This window comes from Microvirga mediterraneensis (assembly GCF_013520865.1).
GTDB classification, from domain to species: domain Bacteria; phylum Pseudomonadota; class Alphaproteobacteria; order Rhizobiales; family Beijerinckiaceae; genus Microvirga; species Microvirga mediterraneensis.
The window spans coordinates 1,861,486-1,878,763 of the sequence record NZ_JACDXJ010000001.1; the positions used below are offsets into that span (position 1 = coordinate 1,861,486).

General features: G+C 63.5%; 18 protein-coding genes. 7 read left to right on the forward strand and 11 right to left on the reverse strand.

What is annotated here, in order from left to right; genetic code table 11:
• Positions 1-10 precede the first annotated feature (10 nt).
• Positions 11-583 carry an HdeD family acid-resistance protein gene (locus H0S73_RS08780; protein WP_181051795.1) on the forward strand — a complete coding sequence of 191 codons (573 nt, stop codon included), beginning with the start codon at positions 11-13 and terminating at the stop codon, positions 581-583.
• 37 nt (positions 584-620) lie between these two features.
• On the opposite strand, the gene H0S73_RS08785 is transcribed toward H0S73_RS08780, so the two are convergent.
• Both H0S73_RS08785 and kynA read right to left on the reverse strand, forming a co-directional pair.
• Positions 621-1,814, reverse strand: coding sequence for an aminotransferase class V-fold PLP-dependent enzyme (locus H0S73_RS08785; RefSeq protein ID WP_181051796.1), 1,194 nt, complete (start codon positions 1,812-1,814; stop codon positions 621-623).
• Between the two features lie 15 nt (positions 1,815-1,829).
• The gene (kynA, locus tag H0S73_RS08790) at positions 1,830-2,660 is read right to left on the reverse strand and encodes a tryptophan 2,3-dioxygenase (protein ID WP_181051797.1); all 831 of its coding nucleotides are present in this window, start codon (positions 2,658-2,660) and stop codon (positions 1,830-1,832) included.
• Between the two features lie 166 nt (positions 2,661-2,826).
• On the opposite strand from kynA, the gene H0S73_RS08795 reads away from it, so the two are divergent.
• Together H0S73_RS08795 and H0S73_RS08800 are read left to right on the forward strand one after the other, a co-directional pair.
• Positions 2,827-3,069: a DUF3297 family protein gene (locus H0S73_RS08795; RefSeq protein ID WP_181051798.1), complete on the forward strand. Its 243-nt coding sequence runs from the start codon at positions 2,827-2,829 to the stop codon at positions 3,067-3,069.
• A gap of 92 nt (positions 3,070-3,161) precedes the next feature.
• On the forward strand, positions 3,162-3,455 hold the full coding sequence (locus H0S73_RS08800; protein ID WP_181051799.1) for a hypothetical protein: 294 nt from the start codon (positions 3,162-3,164) through the stop codon (positions 3,453-3,455).
• Between the two features lie 30 nt (positions 3,456-3,485).
• On the opposite strand, the gene H0S73_RS08805 is transcribed toward H0S73_RS08800, so the two are convergent.
• The 5 genes from H0S73_RS08805 to ampC all read right to left on the reverse strand — a co-directional run bounded on the left by H0S73_RS08805 (position 3,486) and on the right by ampC (position 9,915).
• Positions 3,486-4,880, reverse strand: a complete 1,395-nt coding sequence (locus H0S73_RS08805; RefSeq protein ID WP_181051800.1) for a virulence factor family protein — start codon at positions 4,878-4,880, stop codon at positions 3,486-3,488.
• Positions 4,877-7,537, reverse strand: coding sequence for a bifunctional lysylphosphatidylglycerol flippase/synthetase MprF (gene mprF / locus H0S73_RS08810; RefSeq protein ID WP_181051801.1), 2,661 nt, complete (start codon positions 7,535-7,537; stop codon positions 4,877-4,879). Before mprF ends, H0S73_RS08805 begins: the two co-directional genes overlap by 4 nt.
• Positions 7,538-7,671: 134 nt before the next feature.
• Entirely contained in the window at positions 7,672-8,034 is a 363-nt protein-coding gene (locus H0S73_RS08815; protein ID WP_181051802.1) for a hypothetical protein, read from the reverse strand.
• A gap of 438 nt (positions 8,035-8,472) precedes the next feature.
• A complete protein-coding gene (locus H0S73_RS08820; RefSeq protein WP_181051803.1) occupies positions 8,473-8,739 on the reverse strand; it encodes a DUF7696 family protein in 267 nt (88 codons plus the stop codon).
• 54 nt (positions 8,740-8,793) lie between these two features.
• Entirely contained in the window at positions 8,794-9,915 is a 1,122-nt protein-coding gene (gene ampC / locus H0S73_RS08825; protein WP_181051804.1) for a class C beta-lactamase, read from the reverse strand.
• 385 nt (positions 9,916-10,300) lie between these two features.
• Here ampC and H0S73_RS08830 point away from each other — a divergent pair, with 385 nt between their 5' ends.
• Positions 10,301-10,942, forward strand: coding sequence for a Crp/Fnr family transcriptional regulator (locus H0S73_RS08830; RefSeq protein ID WP_343058286.1), 642 nt, complete (start codon positions 10,301-10,303; stop codon positions 10,940-10,942).
• A gap of 80 nt (positions 10,943-11,022) precedes the next feature.
• Positions 11,023-11,265, forward strand: a complete 243-nt coding sequence (locus tag H0S73_RS08835; protein WP_181051805.1) for a DUF6894 family protein — start codon at positions 11,023-11,025, stop codon at positions 11,263-11,265.
• 19 nt (positions 11,266-11,284) lie between these two features.
• Here H0S73_RS08835 and H0S73_RS08840 read toward each other — a convergent pair whose 3' ends face one another.
• The 3 genes from H0S73_RS08840 to H0S73_RS08850 are packed head-to-tail and all read right to left on the reverse strand — an operon-like array spanning position 11,285 to position 14,254.
• Complete coding sequence (locus tag H0S73_RS08840; protein WP_181051806.1) at positions 11,285-12,055, reverse strand: ABC transporter ATP-binding protein; 771 nt, start codon at positions 12,053-12,055, stop codon at positions 11,285-11,287.
• A complete protein-coding gene (locus tag H0S73_RS08845) occupies positions 12,049-13,089 on the reverse strand; it encodes a FecCD family ABC transporter permease (RefSeq protein WP_425488216.1) in 1,041 nt (346 codons plus the stop codon). Before H0S73_RS08845 ends, H0S73_RS08840 begins: the two co-directional genes overlap by 7 nt.
• Before the next feature lie 28 nt (positions 13,090-13,117).
• Complete coding sequence (locus H0S73_RS08850) at positions 13,118-14,254, reverse strand: ABC transporter substrate-binding protein (RefSeq protein WP_181051808.1); 1,137 nt, start codon at positions 14,252-14,254, stop codon at positions 13,118-13,120.
• 207 nt (positions 14,255-14,461) lie between these two features.
• On the opposite strand from H0S73_RS08850, the gene H0S73_RS08855 reads away from it, so the two are divergent.
• Together H0S73_RS08855 and H0S73_RS08860 are read left to right on the forward strand one after the other, a co-directional pair.
• Complete coding sequence (locus H0S73_RS08855; protein WP_181051809.1) at positions 14,462-15,244, forward strand: class I SAM-dependent methyltransferase; 783 nt, start codon at positions 14,462-14,464, stop codon at positions 15,242-15,244.
• 65 nt (positions 15,245-15,309) lie between these two features.
• Complete coding sequence (locus tag H0S73_RS08860) at positions 15,310-15,993, forward strand: hypothetical protein (protein WP_181051810.1); 684 nt, start codon at positions 15,310-15,312, stop codon at positions 15,991-15,993.
• A 148-nt stretch (positions 15,994-16,141) separates the two neighbouring features.
• Here the strand turns inward: H0S73_RS08860 and H0S73_RS08865 are convergent, their stop codons facing one another.
• A complete protein-coding gene (locus H0S73_RS08865; protein WP_181051811.1) occupies positions 16,142-17,149 on the reverse strand; it encodes a threo-3-hydroxy-L-aspartate ammonia-lyase in 1,008 nt (335 codons plus the stop codon).
• Positions 17,150-17,278: the final 129 nt, after the last annotated feature.

Below are 17,278 nucleotides of genomic sequence, written 5' to 3' on the forward strand. Positions count from 1 at the left end.
GGAGGGTGCGATGGCAATATCGGTGGACGCCGCCGCGGAGGTGTTCCGCGAAGCGATGCGGGATGCGGTCAAGCGTTACGCGCTGTGGTATCTCGTCGAGGGCGTGCTGCTGATCGCCGCCGGTTTCCTGGCGATCCTCTATCCCGTCTTCTCGTCGACGGCGGTCATCGTTCTCCTCGGCTGGCTTTTGGTGATCAGCGGCTTCGTGCAGGCGCTCAGCCTCATCAGCGCGCGGCACGTGCCGCATTTCTGGCTTCAGCTGATCTCCATCTGCCTTGCCGTTCTGATCGGCTTCCTTTTCCTCCGCGATCCGGCCCAGGGACTGACGACGATCACGCTCCTCCTGATCGTGTTCTTCATGATCGAGGGCATTTCGAAAGTCGTCTTCGCCCTGACGATCCGGCCCTTTCCCAATTGGGGCTGGGTGTTGGGGAGCGGCATGGTCGGGATCGTGCTGTCCCTCGTCCTCTGGGCCAATCTGCCGGTGACGTCCGTCTGGCTTTTGGGGTTTCTGCTCGGGCTCAACCTCATCAGCGTCGGCACGGCGATCGCCTACCTCGCCTGGCAGGTGCGTGCAAGCTAGCGGAGCAGCCTTGGGCTGCTCCTCCTTCCTTTGAACCTCACGCCGCCGAGGATGTATTGACGGGCAGGGATTCGAGCGCGCCCGCCTCGTCGATGCGGCGCACGAGATCGTCCACTTCCTCTTCCGTCTGGTAGATGCCGAAGCCGATCCGCAGGCGTTGTCCGCGCACGTCGGTGACCACGCGCAGCTCCGCGAGGTCGCGATGGATCGATGGGGCTTCTGCGGCCTGGAAGGTGAGGAAATTGCCGCGCCGCATCTCGTCGGCCGGCACCACGAGCGAGGCCTTCTCGAACAGGGCGGAACCGCCGATGCCGCGCAGGAAATGCTGCTGCAAGGCCTTGGCATGGGCGTGGATAATGCCGGGCGTGATGCCTTCCTCGGCGAGCCAGCGCATCACCGCGTTGAAGCGGTAAAGACCCGAAGGGTCGAATGTCGAGCCCATGAAGCGCCAGCCGTCCTGGCTGTAGCCGACCTGTCCGCCCTGCGCGTTCGTAAGATTGCCGAAAGCGGAGTACCAGCCCGTGTCGCGCGGGCGCGGGCCCCATCCGGGCGGGCAGTGCATGAAGCACGCGCCTTCGCCGGCCATCGCATACTTATAGCCGCCGGCGATGTAGAACACGCGGTCGGCGATGCTACCGAGATCGGTCGGCCGCGCCATGAAACCGTGATAGCCGTCGATCACGATCATCGCGCCGTCGCGATTGCATTCCGCAAGATGGCGCCCGTCTAGCGCGAAGCCCGAATTGAAGAAGACCTGACTCACGAAGACGAGGTCGTAGCCCTCCTGCGCGGCGGCGTAGAAGCGGTCCTCGAAGGTTGCGAAGGGCTCCGCCGGCACGCGGGTGACGGCAACGACCCGTTCCTCCTCCAGCCGCGCGATCTGGCGCGTGAAGGAGTGAAATTCCCCGTCCGAGGTCAGGATACGGATCGGCCGGTCCGTGGGGAAGCAGGACAGGATGCGCTTCAGGAATTCATGGGTGTTGGGCGCAACCGCGATGGTCGAAGGATCCGGAAGATTGAGATGGCCGGCCACATGGCCGCGATACTCGTCGAGAACGGGGCCGAGGACATGCTCCCACTTGTCGTCGATGAGGCGCGCCGCATCGTCCCAGGCCTGGAGCTGCGCGTCGCGCGTCACGTCCGGCCAGGGATGGTGGCTGTGGGCGGCGAAATGCAGGCGGTCCGGTTCGGTGTTGAGGAAGCGGGAGAAATGCGAGCGAAGGTCAAGCATGGCGCATCTCCTCCGTCAAAGCTTGCCGCGAACGGACCAGAGTTCGGGAAAGAAGTATCGCTCCAGCGCCTTGCGCAGATAGGTCACGCCGGTGCTGCCGCCGGTGCCGCTGCGCATGCCGATGATGCGCTCCACGGTCTTCATGTGCCGGAACCGCCATTGCTGGAAGGCGTCCTCCAGGTCGACCAGCTCCTCGGCGAGTTCATAGAGATCGAAATGCTCGCCCGAATGGCGGTAGATCTCCTCCCAGACGGCTTCTACGCCAGGGGGCGCCGTGTAGGGCTGCGTCACGTCGCGCTCGAGCACCTCGGCCGGGATCGCATAGCCGCGCCGCGCCAGCAGGCGGAGGGCCTCGTCGTAGAGGCTCGGCGCCCGGTAGGCGGCGTCGAGCTGCCCCGCGAGATCGCTCCGGTGGCGATGGGGCGCCATCTTGACGGCATCCTTGGCGCCGAGCTTGAACTCCACGAGACGGTACTGCCAGGACTGGAAACCGGAGGATTTGCCGAGCGCCGGCCGGAAGCTCAGGTAATCGGAGGGCGTCATGGTGGAGAGCACGGTCCAGGCCTGGATCAGCTGCTCCTGAATCCGGTTGATCCGCGCGGTGCATTTGAACGCCGGCTGGAGCTGATCGGCCCGGATATGGGCCAGCGCCGTGTCGAGTTCCCGGTTCAGGAGCTTCAGCCAGAGCTCCATCACCTGATGGATGGTGATGAAGAGGAGTTCGTCGTGCTCGGCCGTCAGGGGAGATTGGGCGGAGAGGAGAGTGTCGAGCCGGAGATAGTCTCCATAGCTCATGCCTTCGGAAAAGTCCGTGTGAATCCCATCTGTCGCTGCGGACAACGCCATCTCCCTAGAACTGCTCCGCTTCCTGGCGGATTATTGTTACCTTAGAGTCATTCAACGAAAGTAGGACATCCTAATGGGCTTGTCACGTCAAGTGGACGGAATTGGCTTTCGCGTCCCGAGAGAGTAGGTTGCCGCCCCGCAAGACCTAGCCTGGAGAAACCTTCGTATGACCGACACGCTTCCCGACCGCTTGTCCTCGAACCCGGATAGCCCTTACTACAATGAGGAGTTGCTCGCCAAAGGGGTGGGGATCCGCTTCAACGGGGCCGAGAAGACCAACGTGGACGAGTACTGCGTCAGCGAAGGATGGGTCCGCGTGACGGCGGGCAATGCCAAGGATCGGTTCGGCAATCCCATGACCATCAAGCTCAAGGGCAAGGTCGAGCCTTACATTCAATCCAAGGAGTAAATGCTCCAGGGCTGGACGCGCCCGGCAGCCCGCACCAAGATCAAGGATAAGCTTGTCGATCGGGGGAAAGCCCCGGGAAAGGCTTATCCGGGATGGCCGTCGACCGGCAGCGAACGATCCTGATGGTTGCGGGCTGGCTTTTCAGCGCGCCGGCCCTGGCGCATAGCTGGTACCCTGTCTGGTGCTGCAGCGAGCAGGATTGCCGCGAGCTGCAGGAGGACAGGGGCGAGACCGTGACCGAGACGCCCGAGGGCTGGCGGCTCTGGGACGGGCGGCTCATCGGCCGGGATTATGCCAAAGCGTCTCCCGATTCCAAATTCCATCTCTGCGAGGAGCCCGCCACACGGGCGATCATCTGCTTCTTCGCGCCGGAGGGATCGTCATGATGGGCAAGCTTCCTTGCCCATCGACGTGTCTCAAGGCGTAGGGTTCATTCGAGTCCAGATCGCCTCCGCGGCTTTGCCGTAATCCCCATCGAAGTGATGCCCGCCTTCCAGCGCGAGACGCTGCGCGTCGCCGAGTTCGGGGGCCGTGCAGGACGTCTCGTTGTCCTCGGCCTCCTCGCGGCCGTAAATGCACAGGGTCCTGTCCAGCGGCAATTGATGCAGGAGAGGAGCCAATGGGCGGCTCTCGGCCGAAGCCGCGCCGATGAAGCCTTCGACAGTCACCTCGAAATCGGCATTGGTCCCGAGGGCCAGGAGCGACACGAGCCTGACGTGATCCCTGACGGCTTTCGGCAGTTCGGGCCATACGTCGGGCATGATGTCCGATCCGAACGAGAAACCGACGATCGCGTAGCGGTTGGTGCCGAATTCGGCCCCGTAATGATCGAAGAGCAGGGCGAGATCGGACGCCACGTCCTTCGGGCTCTTCTTGGACCAGAAGTAGCGCAGCGAATCCAGTCCCACGACGGCAACGCCCTTCTGCGACAGCCACTCGCCGATGGACTTGTCGATATCCCTCCAGCCGCCGTCCCCGGAGATGATCACGGCCAGTCCCTTTACCAGGCCCTCGGGCCTGATGATGGAAACGGGCAATTGCGAGTGCCCGCGCTCACCGGTCTTGCCCAGCGCGACGGCATTATCGACCAGGGCCTGACGGGTGGCGGCATCGTCCTCGGCCGGCACGAACGCCACATCGCCGTCGCTTCCCTGGAAGGTCTCGATGCCTTGGCGGTCGCGTTCGGGCGCAATCGCACGCCAGGGCGCAGGCATGTCGGGTATGCGGCGCAGGGCGAAGTATCCGTCGCTCGCCCGTTCGAGCTGTGGGTCGAAGCAATAGGTCCTGTCGGTTTCCAGCAGGAGCTTGAAGCCGATGCCGATGGCACCGCCCAGGGTGTTGGCCGGCGCCTGCGCCAGGGCCGCATAGGCGAAGGCCGCGCCGTCCCCGCGTCCTGCGACCACGGGGAAGAAATAGCGCTCGAGCCCGAGCTTGCGCTGAACCGCCTGAGCCAGGTCCTTCATATCGTCCGAGACGTAGTGGCATTCATCGGTCGGAGGCGACTTGGCCAGCTCCGCCCGCAACGCGTCGAAGTCGAAGGACACCGTGATCATATCGGCCTTCGCCAGCGCCAGCGCGTCCTGCCGTCGCATCTCTGCATCGGCCTCATGCGCTACCAGGATCACCAACCCGCGGGGATTGCGATTTCCGGACCGGACGATTTCGACGGAACCGAATTCATCGACGTCGATCTTCGTCGTTTCGATGGTCGGTGGCGTCAGCGCCGACCATGCCGAACGGCCGAGGAGGACGCTGCCGACCGTGAAGGCCGCGAGCGCGGCCACGATCGTGAGGATCTTGAGGGGCTTCATGATCTGGCTCCCTTGCTGAAGGTCCTGGCCTGGGTGCCAGAAATCAGGTTCGTCACGTCGAGCAGGATCTGGGGCAGCGCCCATCCGCCAGGGCTGGCGAGATAGCGCGGCTCCCAGACAGGGCCGAACTTTTCCTTGTAGGCCCTTAAGCCCTTGAAGCCGTAGAAGCGCTCGCCGTTACGGGCGACGAAGGCTGCAATCTTGTGCCAATTCGGGGCGAGACGATGGTCGGACAGGCCCGAGAGCGGCGCCATGCCCAGGTTGAACCAGCGGTAGCCCCGCGCCTTGCCCTCCTGCATGAGGCTGACGAAAAGCAGGTCCATGATGCCGGAAACATCCGGCAGGTAGCGCATGAGATCGACGGTGATCTCGCCACCCGGCTGGCCGTACCAGATATTGGCGAAGGCGACGATGCGGCCCTCGCGGCGGATGACCGCGACATCGAAATGCGACAGGTACCGCTCCGACCAGAAGCCGATGGAGAACCCTTTTTCGCCCGCGCCGCGCTCCGCCAGCCAGGCATCTGAGACACCTTTAAGCTCGGTGAGATGGGAAGGCACCTCGGCGGCGGGAAGGATCGCGAATTCCAGGCTCTCGCGCTTGGCGCGGTTGAGCGCAGCGCGCCAGTCCTTTCCGGCCTTGCCTTCGGTCGTGAAGGCCTCGAGGTCCACATGCGCCTCCTCGCCGAGCTTCACGAGCGACAGGCCGCCATCAAGGTAGAGAGGCAGATGGGTGGGGCTGACCTGATAGAACACGGGCCATCCCGCATGCCGGTCGACCTCCTCCAGGAACTGCCACATGAGGTCGGCGGCATGCTCGGGCTTTCCGATCGGATCGCCCATGGCGATCCAGCTCTTGCCGCGCACAGCATACATCAGGAAGGCCTCGCCGGATTCATGGAAGAGGAATCGCTTGTCCTCCAGGAGGGCGAGATGCGCATCGGCCCGCTCCGCATGGGCCAGAGCGGGCGTGATGACATTTGCCGTGACCGGATCGACCCGGCATATGCCGGGCTGCCGGTGGATCATGGCATAGAGCGACAGGGCTGCTCCGATGATGATGGCGCCGAGGCTGCTGCGCAGGAAACGGGACGCATCGTCGTGCCAGTTGAACTGCCACCACAGATCATGGCTGTAATCCACGTCGTGAAACGCCGTGAAGCCGAGCCAGAGACTGCAGCCGACGATGAGGGCGATCGCCACCAGCCAGCGCGGTTCCAGCGGTTCCGCGAAGATGCCGGCCTTGCGGTAGAAGGCGGAGCGGTGCGTCAAGAGGAGGGCGAGAACGGCGCAGAGGACAAGCGCCTCCTCCCAGTCGAAGCCCTTGGCCAGCGACACCACGATTCCGGCGCCGATCAGGACGACGGACAGGGTCCAGGCGCTCGACAGACGGCGCATCAGGCCGCGCGACAGGATGAGGAGCATGACGCCCACCACGCTGCCGACGAGATGCGAGACTTCCGCGAAGGGGAGGGGCACGAGAAGCCGTAGGGCACGCACGCGTGAGTAATCGTTGGGGAGCGCCCCGGAGGTGAGCAGCACGAGACCGCCGATGAACGTGAGGGTGGCGAGCGCCGCGGGCACGAAGGGCAGGACGAACCGCCTCACGCGCCGCGCGGCCTGCGAGAAAGGCGCGTCCGAGCGCCTGATCTCGTGCACGGCGAACAGCGCGATGGCGAGCAGGAACGGGATCAGCGTGTAGGTCAGGCGCCAGACGAGGATGGCGGACACCAGCCCGGCCGTCGGCGCCTGCGGGAAGGCGAGCAGGATCGCCGCCTCGAACGCACCGAGCCCGGCCGGGACGTGACTGACGACGGCGAGCAGGATCGCGCCGGCGAAGACAGCGGCGAAGATCGGGAAGCCGATCCCGACGTCGCCGGGAAGGAGCACCCACAGGGCCGCAGCGGCCGCGCAGATGTCGGTAAGGCCGAGAGCGATCTGAACGAGAGCCGACGATCCGCCCGGAAGGCGGATCCGGATATCGCCCCGACCGATCTCGCGGCCGCCCTTGCGGCTCCATGCCCAGTAGGCGGCAAGGACCGCCAGCAGGGCTGCGCCGAGGCCCTGGTTGAGTCCGGCGGGCAGATAATCCAACGCGGCCAGAGCCTGCGGCTCGGAGGCGGCGCTAAGGCCGATGACGCCCGCCATGCCGACCCAGAGAGTCATGGCGGCTACGGCGGTGAGCTTCGCGACCTCGGCCAAGGTCAGGCCGGCGCCGCCATAGATCCGCCAGCGCACGGCTCCCGCCGTCACCAGGGGGAAGCCGAGAGTATGGCCGATGGCGTAGCTGGTGAAGGACCCGAGCGCGATGGTCTTCAACGGCACCGGCTTGGCCGTTGCCGCGCGAACGCCGAAGAGGTCGTAGCCCACCAGGGCGATATAGCTGATGGCCGCGCAAAGGAGCGACAGACCGATGAGAGGCGAGGGCGTGCCGAGGGCGCTTGCGGCGACAGCCGAGACATCGAGGCCGGACAGGAGCTTGAAGAGAAGGGCGGATAAGCCGGCGCATCCCGCGAGAGCGGCGACGGGTGTGCCCCATCGCAGAAGCGCGTGTCGGCGGGGCGAAGAAGGAACCGCAACAAGGCTGGGGGAAATAGGCGCCTGCTGAGCTTCGGCGGCAGGGCTCGCATGGTCGGCCCGAAGAGCGTTGGTGGGCATGGAAGATCTCGTCTGATGGTCTGAGGGCGCCTGTCATTCCGGCGCCCGGATGCCTCGGCGAGGCATGGACAGGGAATGTGCGGTGGCGGCACATGGCGACGCTGGCGCACGCGAGGATGCGGCGCGGCGATGGCTCAGACGAGAGGTGGGCCGGTGGGCGGGGCGGCGCAGGGCCGATGAGACGGCGGTGCGTTGGGATAGGCGACGCGCCCCATCCTGATCAGCCGGGCCTGATCGAGAATGATCACCGGCGCAGCGGTGGGCAGGATGTAACCCGTATCGTGGTCGCTGTCGCCGCCGCTGACCGGCGCATGGAGGCTCGCCGCGACATCGTCGAGCGGAGCGATGACGTCGCCGGTCAGGTTCAATATGCGTTCGACGGCACCGTTCCGATCCCTGTCCTCGAAGAAGCACGGCTCAGCCTGAGCCGTTCCTGCGATCAGCAGGAGCGCCAGCAGGGGCTGAACGAGCGCCAATAGGATGCGGTGAACGGGCACGGAGAATCGCCTCAACTCGACGCGAGTATTTCACACGAAAGCTGAATGGTTGCTGATCGGCGCAAATACGACACGAGGGCATTCTTCAAAAAGAAAGCGCCCGCTTTGCAGGGGGCGCTCTAAGGTCCGACCCGTAGGGGCAAATAAGAGGCCGGTAGTCCTATCTATTTAAAGAGTATTTTGTCTAAATTGTGACGCCCGGTGACCCAAATGGGGCATGTCAATAGAGTTTATGCTATGCGCAGGCGGCTGGATAATTCATTCCCAAACGATTTGGCTTGATCGGTTGCTGTATATGTTCTATGCGGTATCCACCGTAGGGGCAAATACGGTTCAAAGGGTCGCGAACACGGTCGGTAAGGCCGGATGCGGCCCTTTTTATTTGTATCTTACTTTGCTTTTTTTGCTAAAGGCCGCCGCTTTTGGGAATGTGGTCCGTCACTTGGACCTGCTGCGAACTTCCTGCAGCCTTTCGACCATGGCCTTGATGTCCTCGACGGCCTTCGAGCCCCGGATGCCGATCACGCCACGGTCGACGGTCCGCCCGTTCTCGTCCTTCCGTCCGTTGAAGAACACATCCCGCTCCTGCTTGGACATCTTCAGGACGGTGCGAGCCTCCGTTTCGATCCGCCATTCCTCAGACCACGTGCTGACGGTTTGGCCGGTGAGTTCGGAGGTGACTTCGGTATCGCGGGAATAGGTCATGGCGGCCGTTATGGCATGCAGCCATGAACAAAGGCTTTCGGTGCCGCGGCAGGCTCACTCCGCCAGGCGGGATAGAACCTGATGGGCCGCCTGCACCCGAGCCTCGTTGGGATAGGCTTTATTGGCGAGCATGACGATGCCGATCTTCCTGCCCGGCACGAATGCAACATAAGCGCCAAATCCGAGGGTTGATCCGGTCTTGTTGACGATCACATCGTCGCGCGGCGCCAGGGGCGGGTCGATCAGGGTAGCCGGATGAGCCTTTTGGTTCATTGTGTTGCCGGCAATGAAGGTGTCGAGCGCAACCGGATAGGGATATTGCTCCCAGATGAGATCCTGAGTCAGTTCGCCAGAGCGGAAGTAGCCGATCCTTGTCGCGTGGAGGGATTTTGCGATCCGTTCAGGGACCGTGCCGATCCCCATATTCACCTCGAGGAAGCGGATCATGTCGACGGCGTTCGACTTCACGCCATAAGCTTCGTCCGCGAGCAGTGCCCCGGAGACACGCACGGGCTTGCCGTCGCGGCTGTAGCCCCAGGCGTAGGATTTCATTTCCGCCGCAGGGACGTCGATATAGGTCCGTCGCATCCCGAGATCGTCGAACAGGCCTTCGGCCAGGGACGTGAAGCTCGCATCCATGGCCCGGGCGGTGACGATGCCGAGCAGGCCAATGCTCGGATTGGCATAGCTGCGCCGGGTGCCGGGAGCGGATGCGGGTTTCCACGCGCGGTAATAGGCGATGAGCTGCCCGCGATCCTTCACGTTGCCAGGCAGCTGGAGCGGGAAGCCGCCGGCCGTGTGCGTCGCGAGATCCAGGAGCCGCACCTTGTCGAAGGCGCTGCCCTTCAGCTCCGGCATGTGCCGGCTGACGCTATCGGTCAACTTCAGCCTGCCTTGCACTTCGGCAAAGGTCGCCAGTGTGGCCGTGAATGTCTTGCTGATCGAACCTAGTTCGAAGAGCGTGTCGCGGGTGACGGGTAGCTGAGGATCCTTCGATGCCAAGCCATACGCGATGAAATGGCGCTGTCCGTCGACGGTCACGGCGACAGCCATTCCTGGTAGGCCGAATTGCGCGATGATCGGCTTCACCGCTTCATCGATGATCTGCCGGACCTGCGCATTCTGGAAGGGCCCTGCCGCGAGAGCGGGGGACAGAGCACAGAAGGTGGATGCCATGAGGATGACCGCACGGCGCGCACGACGTAGTGGCTGCAAGAGGGTGGCCTTCCAGGGCTGACATGAAACTGTCGGGCGACACTTCATACGCCCGGGCAGGCGTGGGGGTATCGCCTCATGGGATGCGCTCGGGCATCGGTTGCGCATAAGTCGCGGAGCATCGGGGCGTGGTCTCGTCAACAAGGCTTCGCCTGTCACATCCTCTTCAGGATGTGCTCGGACGCACCGCATTTCCGAGGCCGGCGGCCTAGCCTGACCTGTCAATCGACAGTGGGGAGATAGCATCATCCGAGCCAGGACTCCAACCGCGTTTCATCATAGCAACTGGCTTCTGGGAGCGCTGGAGCCTGAAGATCTGGCGTACCTCGAGCCTCATCTTGAAATCGTGATCCTGCCAAAAGACACCGTTCTCTACAAAGCCGGGGATCTCATCAGCTACACCTATTTTCCGCATGACGCCATCGTGGGGCTGATCAATGTCATGGAAGAGGGGCAATACGTCGAGGTGGCGTCCATCGGGCGGGAAGGAATGTTCGGCCTGATCAGCGCTCTTGTCTCCCGCGAGTCCTTCGGGCGCTACAAGGTGCAGGTTCCCGGGTCCGCTTCCCGGATCACCATCGAGTGGATGCAGGAGGCCATCCGGGTCCGGCCGAAGTTGCGCCGGCTGCTTCTGAGTTACACCGAGGTTCTGCTGGCGCAGACGTTCCAGGCGGTCTCCTGCAATGCCGTTCATACGGTTGAAGAGCGCTGCTGCAACTGGATCCTGAACGCACGCGACCGGATCGATGAGGATGTCCTCCCCCTGACCCATGCCGATCTGGCGGAGTTGCTGGGTGTCCAGCGCTCCACCATCAGTACGGTCCTGCGCGCGTTCCAGAGGCAGGGCCTCATCGCGCAGCAGCGCGGCGGCATCGTCATTGCTGATCGATCAGGTCTCGAAGGCATTTCTTGCGAATGCTATGACAGGACAAGACGGGTTTACCGGCGCCTGCTGCCACGTTCCTATCCTCCGGCCCAATCGTCGTAGAGAATTCAGGTGGAAATTCCTTTTTCTGCCCTGAAACCGCCCTGCGGATGAGGCGTCATGTCTGCCGGAAGGAGATTGACGTGGCCCGATACTATTTCGACGTCCACGATGGAGCGCAGCTTGTCCGTGACGAGGACGGCTCCGAGTTCGAGAACGACGATGCGGCCGTGCAGGCGGCGGCGCGGTCGGCGACAGAGATCGGCCAGGGCCGTGTGGCCAAGGGCGACTTCAGGGAGGTCGTCATCGAGGTGCGCAAGGCCCGCAGCCGGAATATCTGTACCGTGACGGCATCGATGAAGATCGAATGGCGCTCGAAGTCATAGCAGGATCTTGGTTCCCTATTCACAGTCGCGCGAGCGGCCCATCGATGATGACGTGGGGACACAGGCGCGAGCATTGTTCGATGCGCCCTTCCACCTTATAGATATTTTGAAGCAGGGTTGGAGTGATTACCCTGTCCACCGGTCCGCAGCTCACCATGGTGCCGGCATCGATCACCATCACCCGATCCGCCACGCGCAGAACCTGGTTAAGGTCATGGATGGCAAGGATCACGCAGATGCCGCGATCCCTGGCGAGGGAGCGGATCAGAGCCAGCACTTCCACCTGCCGATGCAGATCGAGCGCACTCGTCGGCTCGTCGAGAAGGAGGACCCTCGGATCGCGGACAAGCACCTGGGCGAGCGAGACCAATTGCCGTTGCCCGCCGCTGAGTTCGTGCAGGCCCTTGAAGGCAATGGGCTCGATCTGCAGGCCGTGGAGAACGCGGTCGACCTCTTCGAGATCTGAATCGGTCACCTTTCGGCCCGCGCCCTGCTTGCGGGCGAGGAGCACGGATTCATAGACGGTCAGCACCGTATTCACCGACGTGTCCTGCGGCATGTAACAGACTTGGCCCGGCCCGGGCAGGGAGCCCGCGCCGTCGATCCGGATGCTTCCGGGGCCGTCGAGCAGACCCGCGATGCGCCGGAAGAGGCTCGACTTGCCGGCGGCATTCGGTCCGATCACGGCGGTGACCTCGCCGCCCTTCAGCGCCGGTGTGGTGACGCCGGCGAGCACCTCCTGTTTGCCGTAGCGGACGCCGACATCGGTGAGTTGCAGACTCGCTACCATGAGCGCCTCCGGCTGGACATGATCAGGCTGAAGAGGAACGGCACGCCCACGAGGGCCGTAATGATGCCGATGGGAAAAATCGTTCCCGGCACGATGGATTTGCTGATGACGGATGTCAGCGAGAGGATCGCCGCGCCGGAGAGAACCGACGCCGGCAGAAAGTAGCGCTGGTCCTCGCCCACGAGCATGCGGGCGATGTGCGGTCCCACCAATCCGATGAAGCCGATGGTGCCCACGAAGGCGACGGGCACGGCGGCGAGTAGGCTGATGATCATCATCGTCTCGAGACGCAGACGTCGCACGTTGACGCCGAAGCTCGCGGCCTTGTCGTCGCCGAGCCGAAGCGCGGTGAGTGCCCAGGCGCGGCGGATGAACAGGGGCAGGGAAACGGCGAGCACGGCCGTGGCGATCGCAAGCTTCGGCCATGTGGCGCGGGTCAGGCTGCCCATCGTCCAGAACACTACGGCGGCGAGCGCCTGCTCGGACGCGAGATATTGCACCAGCGCGAGAAGCGCATTGAAGGTGAATACGAGGGTTATGCCGAGAAGCACGATGGTCTCGACGGTGACGCCGCGCTTCTGGCTCATGAAATGGATGAAGAGCGCCGCTGCCATGGCCATGAGCAGGGCGTTGATCGACACCACGTAATCGATGGCCCAGGGCAGGATGCCGACACCGAAGACGAGCGCGATCGAGGCGCCGAAGCTCGCGGCTGCCGAGATACCGAGCGTGAAGGGGCTCGCGAGCGGGTTGTTGAGGATCGTCTGCATCTGCGCGCCAGCGGCCGACAGCGCCGCGCCGACAACGACGGCCATGAGCGCCACCGGCATGCGGATGTCCCAGATCACCACGCTGATCTGCAGCGAAACCTCGGGCGAGCCCGTGAGCGCCAGCACGACCTCGCGCATGGTGTAACGGGCAGGTCCTAGACCAAGGTCCGCGATGACGGAGAGAACCAGAACGAGGCCGAGAGCAAGAAGCACGAGCTTCTTGCGCTGCACGAGGACGCGGTAGGCTCCGCGTCCTTTCGGCATGGCGATGGCGGGCGAGTGAGCCAAGAGCTTACTCCTTGTCCGCGAGCGAGACCCAGTAGCCGGTCTTGTACGGAACGGGCAGGAAGCGCTCGTAGAGCGTCTTCATGGTCGCTTCGGGATCGACATCCCTGAACAGGTCCGGATGCAGCCACTTGGCCATCGCCTGGATGGCGATGAACTGATAAGGGCTGTTGTAGAACTGGTGCCAGATGGCATGAACCTGATGGTCGCGCACGGCCTTCACCCCCGTATAGGCGGGACGCTTCATCAGGGCGGCGAGCTTGTCGCGCGCCTTAGCCTTGTCGGCGCCGGAGCCCACGCCGACCCAGGCGCCGCCCGGGACATAGAGTTCCCAATTCGAACCGGTGACGATCACCTGATCCGGGTTGGCCGCGATGATCTGTTCCGGATTGACCACGCCGAAGGTGCCGGGGATGATCTTGGCCGCGAGGTTCTGGCCGCCTGCGACTTCCACGAACTTGCCGAAGTTCTCGTTGCCGAAGGACATGCAGCAATCGTCGGAATAGCCGGCCGCACGCTCGACCATCACCACCGGCCTCGGCGGATTGGCCTTCGCGAGGCGCTCGGTCACGAGATCGATCTGGGCCTTTCGGAACGCGATGAACTCTTCCGCCCGCGTTTCCTTGCCGAACAGCTTGCCGATGATCCGCATGCTCGCATCGGTATTCTCGAACGGCTTCTCGCGGAAATCGACAAAGACCACCGGTATGTCGATCCGGGCGAGCTTCTCGATGAGCTTGGCGTCGTCGGTCGCGGTCTTCGCCTCGATGTTGAGGAGGATCACGTCGGGCTTGAGTGAGACGGCCTGCTCCACGTCGAAAGTGCCTTCCTTGAAGCCGCCGAAGGTCGGGATTTTATCGATCTGCGGATATTTGGCGAGGTAGTCCTTGTAGCCGTCGAGATCCGCCTTCTGCAGGTCGTCGCGCCAGCCGACCACGCGCTTGAAGGGATGGTCGGTGTCGAGGGTCGCGACGAAGTACATCTGGCGCCCCTCGCCGAGGATGACCTTTTCCACCGGCGCGTTGACCTGAACCTGACGGCCCGCGATGTCTGTTACCGTGATCTTGTCGGCGGCATGGGATGGAACGGGCAGGAACCCGACGAGTGCCAGGACGGCACCGAGAGCCAGTTGGGAGAATTGCATGACGCGCCTCGGTTCAAGGGAAAAACAAGCGGTTTCTATGGCGATGCTATCCAACGGGCAAGAAATATCTTTTAGAATTACTTCAATTAAAATGTAATCCTGTCAGTTTAAAACAATTCTATTCTACAGTTTAAAGTCATTATAAATTGACGTATTTGTATTTTAGCCATAAAGGGCGTCGAAATTAGCTATATCCGTGAGCCTTCGATGAACGCGAACTACACCCTCCGCGACGAGATCCGTGACTACTGGTCCCTGCGCGCTCCGACCTTCGACCAGCAAGTTGGGCACGAGATCTTCACGGAGGCGGAACGGCAGGCATGGCGCGATCTGTTCCTGCGTCATCTCGGCCCCGGTGCGGGCCGCAAGGCGCTCGATCTCGCCAGCGGCACGGGCGTGATCTCCCATCTGCTGCACGGCTTAGATTTCGACGTTACGGGCCTCGACTGGTCCGAGCCGATGCTGAACCAGGCGCGGGCCAAGGCCGCCCGGAACGGGGCCGACATTCGCTTCATCATAGGCGATGCCGAACGAACCTTGGAAAAGCCGGAGAGCTACGACGTGCTTGTCACCCGCCACCTCGTCTGGACGCTCATCGACCCGAGAGCGGCCTTCCGGGAATGGCATTCGCTTCTCAAACCGGGCGGGCGTCTTCTCATCGTGGATGGCGATTTCGTCTCCGACACGCTCGTCAAGCGGATGATCCGGTTCGTCGAGAAGCACGTGCCGCGCCTCACAGGCCGCGCCCATGCGCCCAATGCCCTGCGCGAGACCCATGAGCACATCCTGAGCCGGGTCTACTTCTCCCAGGGCGCGCGCGCTCAGGAGGTTGCCACGCTGCTGCAGGAAGCGGGCTTCGCGCAAACGATCATCGACCGGGATCTCAAGCAGATCCATCGCCAGCAGGCGAAGAACCTGCCGTTTCTGAAAGGGCTCGAGCGCGCGACGCAGCATCGCTATGCTGTACTCGCCGTGAAGGCCTCCACCTGAAAAGTCATGGCCGGATGCGCCGGATCATGCTCTCCTGATGCAATCCGTGCAGCGGGAGAAGGCTCATGAGACGAAGGTCGATCAAGCTTCTTGTTGTATGCCTCGCCCTGACGGGATCGATCCCGTTCGAGGTGCGGTCGCAGCAGCGTCCCGATGTAGAGGTCGCGACGCCGGAAGGCCTGCTTGCCATCGGCAAATGGATGCTGACCGCGCAAGGAGTGCCGTCCGATTGGCTCGGTGAGATCTACGAGGGCAAGAACCTGCGCGAGCCGATCAACGTCATCATCGTGGATCAGGGTGCCTCATCGGCCGGCGATGCGAAGGAAAGGCTGCTGGCCGCTGCCGCCCGCGCCGGCTATCCGATCCGCTTCGGCCATTCGACAGGCTACCAGGGGTCCATCGCCGGGCGGCTTTACGCGCAGCTCCCGCAGGGCCGGGACGATGCGTTCTCCAACGATGTCTTCGAGGTCAACAACAATCATGGTCGCGTCTTCGGCCCGCATGAATTCGAGCAGGGTTACCTTTTCATCGCAGCCTTCAGCCGCGAGGAGGTCGATCCGTTCCGGGATCCCGGACATCGCTATGGCTCGTTCAACAGGGCGCGGGACGACTTCACGCAGCGCCTCGACCGCAGCACCGATTTCCGGGTGAGCCGGTTCGTCGATCTCGGCAACGCGCTGATCGGCGACCCGAAGCTCACGACCGGGGATCACGATGGGATTGCGGTCGTGGTGCGCGTGGGGCCGTGAGATGTGAAAGTGGGGAGGCCTGTCCGCGCTCTCATGTCGTCACCGGGCTTGTCCCGGTGATCCCGATCGTCTGAAGCGCGAGCCTCACTTATCGGGATGGCCGGCACAAGGCCGGCCATGACGTGTTGGGGCATTCACGACGTGAACGCTATCCCGCCAGGAAGCCCGCCAGCGCTCGCGGGTCCACGTTGCCGCCGCTGATGATGATGCCGACGCGCTTGTCCTTGCAGGGCACCATGCCGTGAAGGGCGGCCGCGGCCGCTAGACAGCCGGTGGGCTCGACCACGATCTTCATGCGCTCGACGAAGAAGCGCATGGTGTCCACGAGCTGCGCGTCCGACACGGTGAGGATGTCCTCGGCGAGGGCGCGCATGATGGGGAACGTCTTGTTGCCCACATAGGTCGTCTGTGCGCCGTCGGCGATGGTGGCGGGCACCGGGATCCGGACGATGGAGCCTGTGCGGAAGGATTGCTGCGCATCGTTGCCGGCCTCCGGCTCAACACCGTAGATTCGGCAATCGGGCGAGAGCGCCTTGGAGGCGAGCGCCGAGCCCGCGAGCAATCCGCCACCGCCGACGCAGACGAGGAGCATGTCCAGGGGGCCGACCTCCTCGATCAGTTCCTTGGTCGCGGTGCCCTGGCCGGCGATCACGTCCTCATGGTCGTAAGGCGGGATGAGGGTCAGGCCGCGCTCCTGCGACAGCTTGCGCCCGATGGCCTCGCGATCTTCCTTGTAACGGTCGTAGAGCACGACCTCGCCGCCGTAGCCCTTGGTGGCGGCAACCTTCATGGCCGGTGCATCCTGCGGCATGATGATGACGGTCGGCACCCCCTGCAGCTGCCCGGCATAGGCAATGGCCTGGGCATGGTTGCCGGAGGAGAACGCCACGACGCCGCGCTTCCGCGCATCGGGGGACAGGCGCGCGATGGCATTGTACGCGCCGCGAAACTTGAAGGCGCCGCCACGCTGGAAATTTTCCGCCTTGAAGAACAGCCTGCCGCCCGTGCGCTCGTCAGCCGTGCGGGACGTGAGGACCGGTGTCCGGTGGGCCGCCCCGTCGATGCGCTGCGCGGCTGCGACAACGTCCTCATACGTCGGCAGGCTCACCGTGGCGGGGGATGCGGGCTCGGAATTCTGCGGGGTCTGCACGCTCATCGATCTCTCACATTTCAGGCGAAGCTTCCGAAGGCAGAGCTTCACTGCTCCTCATATCAACTTTGGGCAATCCTTGTCACCATTGAGGTTTCCTCGGCAGAAAGAGGTCTTTGGGGCTAAGGTCCGGCC

Excerpts from the sequence above, each read along its gene's own strand:
- H0S73_RS08780 (WP_181051795.1), top strand. The coding sequence starts at position 11 with ATGGCAATATCGGTGGACGCCGCCGCGGAGGTGTTCCGCGAAGCGATG.
- H0S73_RS08785 (WP_181051796.1), bottom strand. The coding sequence starts at position 1,814 with ATGCTTGACCTTCGCTCGCATTTCTCCCGCTTCCTCAACACCGAACCG.
- kynA (WP_181051797.1), bottom strand. The coding sequence starts at position 2,660 with ATGGCGTTGTCCGCAGCGACAGATGGGATTCACACGGACTTTTCCGAA.
- H0S73_RS08795 (WP_181051798.1), top strand. The coding sequence starts at position 2,827 with ATGACCGACACGCTTCCCGACCGCTTGTCCTCGAACCCGGATAGCCCT.
- H0S73_RS08800 (WP_181051799.1), top strand. The coding sequence starts at position 3,162 with ATGGCCGTCGACCGGCAGCGAACGATCCTGATGGTTGCGGGCTGGCTT.
- H0S73_RS08805 (WP_181051800.1), bottom strand. The coding sequence starts at position 4,880 with ATGAAGCCCCTCAAGATCCTCACGATCGTGGCCGCGCTCGCGGCCTTC.
- mprF (WP_181051801.1), bottom strand. The coding sequence starts at position 7,537 with ATGCCCACCAACGCTCTTCGGGCCGACCATGCGAGCCCTGCCGCCGAA.
- H0S73_RS08820 (WP_181051803.1), bottom strand. The coding sequence starts at position 8,739 with ATGACCTATTCCCGCGATACCGAAGTCACCTCCGAACTCACCGGCCAA.
- ampC (WP_181051804.1), bottom strand. The coding sequence starts at position 9,915 with ATGGCATCCACCTTCTGTGCTCTGTCCCCCGCTCTCGCGGCAGGGCCC.
- H0S73_RS08840 (WP_181051806.1), bottom strand. The coding sequence starts at position 12,055 with ATGGTAGCGAGTCTGCAACTCACCGATGTCGGCGTCCGCTACGGCAAA.
- H0S73_RS08845 (WP_425488216.1), bottom strand. The coding sequence starts at position 13,089 with ATGCCGAAAGGACGCGGAGCCTACCGCGTCCTCGTGCAGCGCAAGAAG.
- H0S73_RS08850 (WP_181051808.1), bottom strand. The coding sequence starts at position 14,254 with ATGCAATTCTCCCAACTGGCTCTCGGTGCCGTCCTGGCACTCGTCGGG.
- H0S73_RS08855 (WP_181051809.1), top strand. The coding sequence starts at position 14,462 with ATGAACGCGAACTACACCCTCCGCGACGAGATCCGTGACTACTGGTCC.
- H0S73_RS08860 (WP_181051810.1), top strand. The coding sequence starts at position 15,310 with ATGAGACGAAGGTCGATCAAGCTTCTTGTTGTATGCCTCGCCCTGACG.
- H0S73_RS08865 (WP_181051811.1), bottom strand. The coding sequence starts at position 17,149 with ATGAGCGTGCAGACCCCGCAGAATTCCGAGCCCGCATCCCCCGCCACG.